This is a genomic window from Oribacterium sinus, from assembly GCF_963537195.1.
Classification (GTDB): domain Bacteria; phylum Bacillota; class Clostridia; order Lachnospirales; family Lachnospiraceae; genus Oribacterium; species Oribacterium sinus_A.
Genome location: NZ_CAUTEG010000022.1, coordinates 21,036 through 29,690, shown reverse-complemented (window position 1 = coordinate 29,690; position 8,655 = coordinate 21,036). Strand labels below are relative to the sequence as shown.

The 8,655-nt window shown below is 44.6% G+C and carries 6 protein-coding genes; 4 read left to right on the top strand and 2 right to left on the bottom strand.

The annotated features are described in order from the left end of the window. Positions 1 to 457 precede the first annotated feature (457 nt). The 4 genes from RYL27_RS04310 to csrA all read left to right on the top strand — a co-directional run bounded on the left by RYL27_RS04310 (position 458) and on the right by csrA (position 3,242). Positions 458 to 1,687 (top strand): hypothetical protein, encoded by a 1,230-nt coding sequence (locus RYL27_RS04310; RefSeq protein WP_314965483.1) that lies wholly within the window; start codon positions 458 to 460, stop codon positions 1,685 to 1,687. Positions 1,688 to 1,772: 85 nt separating this feature from the next. Further along, on the top strand, positions 1,773 to 2,348 hold the full coding sequence (locus RYL27_RS04305; RefSeq protein WP_314965482.1) for a hypothetical protein: 576 nt from the start codon (positions 1,773 to 1,775) through the stop codon (positions 2,346 to 2,348). 126 nt (positions 2,349 to 2,474) lie between these two features. Next, complete coding sequence (gene fliW / locus RYL27_RS04300) at positions 2,475 to 2,939, top strand: flagellar assembly protein FliW (protein ID WP_040649253.1); 465 nt, start codon at positions 2,475 to 2,477, stop codon at positions 2,937 to 2,939. A 54-nt stretch (positions 2,940 to 2,993) separates the two neighbouring features. Next, the gene (gene csrA, locus RYL27_RS04295; RefSeq protein WP_007157574.1) at positions 2,994 to 3,242 is read left to right on the top strand and encodes a carbon storage regulator CsrA; all 249 of its coding nucleotides are present in this window, start codon (positions 2,994 to 2,996) and stop codon (positions 3,240 to 3,242) included. Positions 3,243 to 3,314: 72 nt separating this feature from the next. Here csrA and RYL27_RS04290 read toward each other — a convergent pair whose 3' ends face one another. Together RYL27_RS04290 and rpoC are read right to left on the bottom strand one after the other, a co-directional pair. After that, positions 3,315 to 4,430 (bottom strand): DUF4349 domain-containing protein, encoded by a 1,116-nt coding sequence (locus RYL27_RS04290; RefSeq protein ID WP_314965480.1) that lies wholly within the window; start codon positions 4,428 to 4,430, stop codon positions 3,315 to 3,317. A gap of 517 nt (positions 4,431 to 4,947) precedes the next feature. Then, positions 4,948 to 8,649, bottom strand: a complete 3,702-nt coding sequence (gene rpoC, locus RYL27_RS04285) for a DNA-directed RNA polymerase subunit beta' (protein WP_308579129.1) — start codon at positions 8,647 to 8,649, stop codon at positions 4,948 to 4,950. Between the last annotated feature and the right edge of the window lie 6 nt (positions 8,650 to 8,655).

The window sequence follows — 8,655 nt, the reverse complement described above, 5'->3', positions numbered from 1 at the left end:
ACCGGGCGGATTCGGGACTTTAACCCGTTAGAAACGTGCGCCGCTAGGCGCACAAGCAAAGTGAGCAGTGGTTAACATAAACCACTGCTCAGTCAAGGCGAGGTTAGCGGGAGCGTGCCCCGACTACAGACCTATACTACTTCAGAGCGTATTATTACAACAGTCCCTCCCTTCGGAGGGCGAGGTTAGAGTGAAGTGACCCAATTTAGACCTATATTGCATAGAATCATTGTACTGTCTAACTTTTTACAGTCCCCTTCATTTTCTTAAAAATACGGTAGCCATTTCCCCTGTATTTTTAAGAGTTTTTCTGAAAAATACTTATAGTTTAAGAAAAATAGCTCGATATATACAGTAATGAAAAAAGAGCTAAAACAGCTCTTCTTTCATCAGGGAAAGGATGCCCGAGAACATGCAAGAAGCAAAGGATAAACATCCGGAAAGAATGGAGTAAATCATGAGAGTAACAGCAAGAACCTATTATCAGGATTATGCAAAGTCCGTCGGAAATCTTCATGGCAAGTTAAACGAGTCTATGGAGCAGGTTTCCACCGGAAGAAAATACAAGGCAGCCGATGAGAACCCCATTGCTTACTATGCCGGAAAGCGAATGGACAATCAGTACATGGATGCCGAGTCAAAGAAAGGCATAATCGACGACGTAAAAAATCGTTTGTACCAGCAGGAAAAAGGTGCATTAAGCATTCAGGAAGATATGCGTGCCGTTAACACCAAGGTGCTCGCTATCTCTAACGATAGCCAGAATGCTAATGAAGGAACTGTGGGAACCTATGAAACAGAGTTTACCCAGCGTCTTCATTCCGTAGTAAACACCCTGAATTCCCAGTATGACAACTTCTATGTTTACGGCGGAAACGATATGACCACCGTTCCATTCTCCTTAAAGGAGGATTTAAACGGTACCAATCCAAGTATTACCCTTACCTATACCCACAAATTCCCGGGAGACGCAAAAGCCACAGAGCTGAACATTAAGTACAGCTATGACGGAACAAACTACAAGAATGAGTTCTCCGGTACCGATGCGGACGGGAATGCCCTCAATGAAAATGATAGCTTAAAGATGACTCTTTCCGCTATGAGAGAGCAGGGAAAAATGAGCACCGGCTACGGTTCTTTAAGAGACAGAAGTACTCTTTTAGACACCTACACCGGCGGTTTAAACATGATCACCGGACTTTCCTCCGATACCCTGAGAGGCCTTAGTGATGCAGATGCCATCCAGAGAATCAAGGGTGCCTCTAACGGAGGTCCTGTTGTAGCCGAGGAAGATTCCTTGGTAAACAGCCCGGTAGCCTTAATGTCTAAGGCAATTTTAACTTCCCACCAGTATAAGGAAGCCCTAAAAACAAATACAAATGTGTCTACAGCGAAATCTCGTTTTCATAAAGATATGTCCGACTTCATCAACCAAAATGATGATGCGGAGGCAAGAGTCAGCGACAGCTACAGAGAATTGGGTATTAAGTATGCCGCACTGGAAACTACCCAGAGTAAGTTAGATATTACGATGGATACTCTCCAGGAAGAATATACCTCTAAGCTGGGTGTGGACCCCTATGATGCAGTAGTGAAGATGTATTCCTACCAATACAGCTACAATGCCGCAATGAAGGTGGGCTCCAACATCATGCAGTCTTCTTTATTTGATTTCGTTGGTAGATAAAAGAACAGGTCATCTCTCCATTAACCTGACCAAGGCAAGGCGATTGCTATAGTTTCTATAGCAGGTTGGAAACAGGGAGGCGAGTATGGGACAACTCATCAAAGTAAGTACGACTGACTTTAAAGCGATTCACCTAAGCAGTGGTGGAAAGCTGGTCCCTTCCGATCAAATTGACCAAGCACGAGGGAGAGCGCTTCGTCTAAGTACCATTGAAGCACAAAAAGCCGGAAAACAGGATGCTGCATTGCAGTATAAGGTAAACCGGCAATACCAAAGAGTAGAAAACCATTTGGCTTACTACTCCGCCATGCAGGCTGTCTCTGCCAAAAGAACGGAGACGGGCACAGATTCCTTACCCCTTACAGGAGCTGATACCCAATCCCCAAATCTCTATATCCAAGGCAACAAACAAAGAGCAGCTGCAGAAACACTGGAGATTTTAGAATCTCAAAGAGCTATAAAACAAGAAAAAACAGCCGGCTATCTTCAGGATCGGGGAGCCTTTGAAATGCGGGTACACAAGGGAGATTTATCTTTTCTTCCCGCGATGGATATGACCATCGTAACCCAAATGCCGGACATTAAATTCGAGTATACCGGAGATTTTATCTATTTTCCGAAAAAACCCGATATGGGCGGATCCATAGATTTAGAAAGCTGAAATCCCACAGAGGTCCCTTGCTTTTGGCAGGCGGCATAGGATAACAGCCGGCCCTCTCTCCGAAAGGAGGGAGGGAAATCTCCAAAAAATTACAAACATGATCATTATTATTCTATGGAGGAAATTATGCAATTACATACCAAGGACTATGGCGTTATCGATTATGAGGAGAAGGATTTGTTTCATTTCCCTGATGGGCTTTTCGGCTTTTCAGAGGTGCAGCACTATCTTCCCTTATGTTTAAACGAAGAGGAAGATTCTACCATTCTTCTTTTACAGGGAGTTGAGAATCCCGAAGTGGCTTTTGTTGTCATCAATCCATTCTCATTGGATCCTGACTATGCTCCAAACCTTACCGAGGAAGAGCTTACTTACTTAGGGGTTAAGGATGCGGAAGAATTAAGCTACTATGTGACCTGCGTTTTACAGGCAGACTACCTGGACAACACCGTAAATTTGAAGTGTCCTTTGGTGATTAATCCAGAGAATCATAAGGGCATGCAAGTAATACTTGAAGCAAGCGGATACGAATACAAGCACACTCTGGGCAGCTTTGAATCTGTACAGGCAAAGCAAAAGGCTGCCGTATAAGATAGCCCGGAGGAATTTCCACAGGGATGTGGAAGAAAGAGGTGAAGGAAAACCATGTTAATTTTAAGAAGAAAAAAGAATGAAAGCATTTTAATCGGCGATAATATTCGTCTTACGGTAATTGAAACTGCCGCTGACGGCGTTCGTATTGCCATTGATGCTCCAAAACATATCTCCATCTTACGGGAGGAGTTATCCCATGCGGAAGAAGCTAACCGCTCTGCTGTTGCAGGCGATTCCAATGCAATCTTCCAGTTACAAAACGGTTTATTAAAAAATCTTGCCGTAAGCAAACCAGAATGATCATAAGAAAGCCCCCGGAAAATTCTCCGGGGACTTTTGTTTTATGTTCAACTATATATTTCGCTCTATATGCTACTTTATGTTCTTATCCTGCTCTTTTAACGATTCCTGCTCCATGGCTTTTGCCCTCTTTGCCCTGGCTTTCTGCTCTCTTTTATGGAGAAAAATCAAGAGCAAGGCGATAGCTGCAATTCCTATAATCTGAGGACTGTACACAAGGATTAGGAAAAGAAGAGCTTCAAAGAACCATTTGATACCGTAGAGATTTTCTTTAAATCCCGTCTTCAATCTATCCTTAAAGCCTTCCTCCTTCTGCTCTCTTGCCTCCGGCTTTGACTTTTCCGTCAAAGTCAGGTTTAAGGTGGCAAAGTTAATCCTGTTGTCATATTCCAGAATTTGGCTTCCGTAATTCTCCAACTGATAGCGTATCTCAGTTAAACGATTTTCCAAAATCAGAAGCTGATCCAGATTTTCCGCCTTGTCCATCAAAGCCAGAACCCTCTCCTGCTCCTTTTCTAAAGAGTTTTTATGAGCCTGGGCATCATGGTACTGTAAACGAACATCTTCCAGATTCTCGTTGCGAGACTTAATTTGTCCCTCTCCTTCCACGAAGCTAAGGAATTCATCCATCTTATCCTTTGGAATACGAATGGTAAAATACATTCTTCTAAAGTCGCTATAGCTGTCGTCATCCTGAAAATCCTCTGATTCCACATAGCCGGACATTGCTTTCACTTTTTCTCGAAGCGCCTTTGCTTTTTCCGGAATATCCTTTGTATCGATTTCCATATTCACGGTACGAATCTTTTTTTCCGAAATCTGAACATTGGAGTCCTCCGTAGCATCGGGAGTATTGGAATCAGGCGTATTGGAATCAGGATTGCTTACTTCCGGAACGGTCTCCTCAGCGGCTTCTCCCAGAGAGACTCCGGGAACTTCATTTTCCTTAGTAACTACAGAATCCTTTCCGGCATTGGATTTTGCCACCTGTGCTCCTGCAAAAGCTGCTTCATCAGATCTTTCAGCCTCTGCCTCCCCATATGCCTCACTCTTAATAGAGTTATCCTCTCTATAGCTTGTGTCTTTTCTTGCTCCGCTACAAGCTGTCAATACTCCTGCGGATAAAATGGCGGCACAATATCCTATTGCCAAAACAGATATTTTTCTCTTTTCCTTCCTTTTTTTCATAATTTCCTCCTTGGCATATGCCCTGATGTTGCAGGTCAGTCTTTTCCTTCTTAACGAGTATTACCGGCGTAATATGCGGTATCTCGTTGACCGGAAAGTACTGCAATATTCTTCTCTCTACCTTATAAACGGTAAAAGGAAGGAATTGGTCACATATTCTCTTATTTTTAATGAAAATATTTCTTAGCCTTATAAAGATGCGCTCTAATGGAGTATGGGTCTATAATTGGGGCACGCTCCCGCTAACCTCGCCTTCGTAACAGTACTAACTTCAAGCTTCGCTTTGCTCGCTTTCAGTAAGTACTGACGGGCTCAGATTACCCCTATTATAGACCCATACTCCATTATTCGCTTCATTTATTGATTTTTTACAGTTCTTCACTTCGCCGGATGTTGCAAGTATCGGGCTCAGATTACCCACTCATCAGACCTATACTGTATGATAGTTGTGTCTTATAAGACTCCTTCAACTTGTAAAAAAAGGGAGGCTTTTCGCCTCCCTTTCTTAAAGCTAAGTTTATAACTCGTTTTCGCCCTCTTTAATTGCTCTTAGGGCTGCGGATAATCCGGATAATCCCTTGGGATCCGCATCAAAAATCTCTTCTGTGCTTAAAGGTTCATTTACCTCGTTGCTAAGCACGTCGGAAGTATCTACCACTTCTTCCTTATCTGTAGAAAGTTTAACGTTTCTATATCGACGCATTCCTGTACCTGCCGGAATCAGCTTACCGATAATAACGTTTTCCTTCAAACCGATGAGGTGGTCAATCTTACCGTTGATAGCCGCTTCAGTAAGAACCTTGGTGGTCTCCTGGAAGGATGCTGCAGACATGAAGGAATCGGTAGCCAAGGAAGCCTTGGTAATTCCCAACATGGTTCTCTTTCCTTCTGCAGGCACCTTTCCTTCTGCAATGAGTCTCTCATTTTCATCTTCGAAGTCTAAACGATCTACAGTGGTTCCCGGGATAAAGCGGGAATCTCCTGCTTCATTGACACGCTCTTTCTTCATCATCTGGTGCACAATCATCTCGATATGCTTATCGTTGATTTCTACACCCTGTAAACGGTATACTCTCTGCACTTCGGAAATCATGTATTCCTGTACAGCCTTAACGCCCTTAATCTTAAGAAGATCATGAGGATTGATGGAACCTTCGGTTAATACATCTCCGGCTTCCAGAACCTGTCCATCTGTAACCTTTAAACGAGATCCGTAAGGAATCAGGTAAGTCTTGGACTGAGCCTTTTCGTTGTCGGTTACGATAACCTCTCTCTTCTTCTTGGTGTCACGAATTTCTACAACACCGGGAATCTCCGTAAGAATAGCAAGTCCCTTAGGCTTTCTGGCCTCGAACAACTCCTCTACACGGGGAAGACCTTGTGTGATATCTCCACCTGCCACACCTCCGGTATGGAAGGTTCTCATGGTCAGCTGTGTTCCCGGTTCTCCGATGGACTGTGCAGCGATGGTTCCTACTGCCTCTCCCACTTCAACCGGCTTTCCTGTTGCTAAGTTTGCTCCGTAACACTTTGCACAGATACCGGACTTGGAACGGCAGGTAAGAACGGTACGAATACGAATGGACTTTCTGCCCATCTTGTTTAAAGCATCCATAACCTGTGGCGCTCTCTTCGGTGTTACCATATGGTTCGCCTTGATAACCATATTTCCGGTTTCCGGATCAATGATATCCTCCGCTACATAACGGCCGGTGATTCTCTCCTGTAAGGACTCAATCTTTTCCTGTCCGTCGGAAAGCTCTGTAATTTCCAAGGAAGGAATGGTCTCTCTTCCCTCGGAGCAGTCCAGATCACGGATAATCAAATCCTGAGATACGTCTACCAAACGTCTTGTTAAGTATCCGGAGTCCGCTGTACGAAGAGCGGTATCGGAAAGTCCCTTACGTGCTCCGTGAGCGGAGATAAAGTACTCCAATACATCCAGACCTTCACGGAAGTTGGACTTAATGGGAAGTTCGATAGTCTTACCGGTTGTATCCGCCATGAGTCCACGCATTCCGGCAAGCTGCTTAATCTGCTTATCGGATCCACGGGCTCCGGAGTCAGCCATCATGAAGATGTTGTTGTAGTTATCCAGTCCTGTTAAGAGGTCGTGAGTAAGCTGTTCATCGGTGTTCTTCCAGGTCTCGATAACTTCCTTGTAACGCTCTTCTTCAGTAATCAAACCTCTGCGGAAGTTCTTGGCAATTCTATCCACAGTCTTCTGTGCCTCTTCCAAGAGAGTTTCCTTAGTCTCCGGAACGGTCATATCGTGGATGGATACGGTCATTGCCGCTCTTGTAGAGAACTTATAACCGATGGACTTAATATCATCCAAGGTTAAAGCGGTCTGCATAGCCCCATGCACATCCATTACCTTTTCCAGAATCTGCTTTAGGTTCTTCTTCTTTACCAGGAAATTGATTTCCGGAAGGAAACGATTCTCCGGTAAAGAACGGTCAATAAATCCTAAATCCTGCGGAATAATCTCATTGAAGAGAAGTCTTCCTACAGTGGTCTCAATAATACCTTCTTCTTCCTTCTTGCTACCGTCTTCCTGTAAGAATTCCTTCTTCACCTTACAACGGATCTTCGCATGAAGGGTTACATAGTGGTTCTCATAAGCCAAAATAGCTTCATTGATAGACTTGAAGAGCATTCCCTCTCCCTTGTCTCCTTCTCTTTCCTGGGTTAAATAGTACACACCCAGTACCATATCCTGAGAAGGTACCGCAACCACACCACCGTCAGAAGGCTTCAAGAGGTTGTTGGGGGAAAGCAACATAAAACGACACTCTGCCTGTGCTTCCTGTGTTAAAGGAAGGTGAATCGCCATCTGGTCTCCATCGAAGTCCGCATTGAAGGCCGCACAAACCAGCGGGTGAAGCTTAATCGCCTTACCTTCTACCAGAATCGGCTCGAAGGCCTGAATTCCCAAACGGTGCAGGGTAGGGGCACGGTTTAACATAACCGGGTGCTCTTTAATAACATCCTCCAAGATATCCCAAACCAATGGATCCAGTCTTTCCACCATCTTCTTGGCATTCTTAATGTTATGAGACTTGTTGCTCTTTACCAGCTCCTTCATAACGAAGGGCTTAAAGAGCTCAATAGCCATCTCCTTAGGCACACCGCATTGATAAATCTTTAATTCCGGTCCTACTACGATTACGGAACGTCCGGAGTAATCCACACGCTTTCCTAAAAGGTTCTGACGGAAACGTCCCTGCTTACCCTTTAACATATCGGAAAGGGACTTTAAAGCACGGTTTCCGGGACCGGTTACAGGACGTCCTCTTCTACCGTTATCGATAAGGGCATCCACCGCCTCCTGTAACATTCTCTTCTCGTTTCGCACGATAATTTCCGGTGCTCCAAGCTCCAAGAGTCTTGCCAGACGGTTATTTCTATTGATAATTCTACGATACAGGTCATTTAAGTCGGAGGTCGCAAAACGTCCGCCATCCAGCTGTACCATAGGACGTAAATCGGGAGGAATTACAGGAAGGTTGGAAAGAATCATCCACTCCGGCTTATTTCCGGAGGAACGGAAAGCTTCCACCACTTCCAAACGCTTTACGATACGGGCTCTCTTCTGTCCGGAGGAGCTGTCCAGCTCTCCACGAAGGTCCGTATACTCCTTCTCCAGATCAATGTTGGAAAGCAGCTCATATACCGCTTCCGCACCCATTCCTACTCTGAAGTTGCCGTAACCGTACTGCTCTACGGCATCTCTATATTCCTTCTCGGAAAGCACATCCTTATAGTTTAATCCTGTTTCCATGGGATCCAGAACCACGTAGGAGGCAAAATACAGAACTCTTTCCAGAATTCTGGGACTGATATCCAAAATAAGTCCCATACGGGAAGGAATTCCCTTGAAGTACCAAATGTGGGATACGGGAGCCGCTAAGGCGATATGCCCCATCCGCTCTCTACGTACAGAAGACTTAGTAACCTCTACACCGCAACGATCACAAATCACACCCTTGTAGCGAATCTTCTTATATTTTCCACAGTGACATTCCCAGTCCTTTACCGGTCCGAAAATTCTTTCGCAGAATAATCCGTCCTTCTCCGGCTTCAGGGTTCTATAGTTAATGGTTTCCGGCTTCTTTACTTCTCCATAGGACCAGTCCAGAATTTTTTCCGGGGAAGCCAAACCAATTTTTATGGAATCAAATTGTACCGGCTCATTTCCACTTTGAAAGTTTGCCATTTTTCC

Coding starts and splice junctions, on each gene's coding strand:
- csrA (WP_007157574.1), top strand. CDS start 2,994: ATGTTAATTTTAAGAAGAAAAAAGAATGAAAGCATTTTAATCGGCGAT.
- fliW (WP_040649253.1), top strand. CDS start 2,475: ATGCAATTACATACCAAGGACTATGGCGTTATCGATTATGAGGAGAAG.
- RYL27_RS04290 (WP_314965480.1), bottom strand. CDS start 4,430: ATGAAAAAAAGGAAGGAAAAGAGAAAAATATCTGTTTTGGCAATAGGA.
- RYL27_RS04305 (WP_314965482.1), top strand. CDS start 1,773: ATGGGACAACTCATCAAAGTAAGTACGACTGACTTTAAAGCGATTCAC.
- rpoC (WP_308579129.1), bottom strand. CDS start 8,649: ATGGCAAACTTTCAAAGTGGAAATGAGCCGGTACAATTTGATTCCATA.
- RYL27_RS04310 (WP_314965483.1), top strand. CDS start 458: ATGAGAGTAACAGCAAGAACCTATTATCAGGATTATGCAAAGTCCGTC.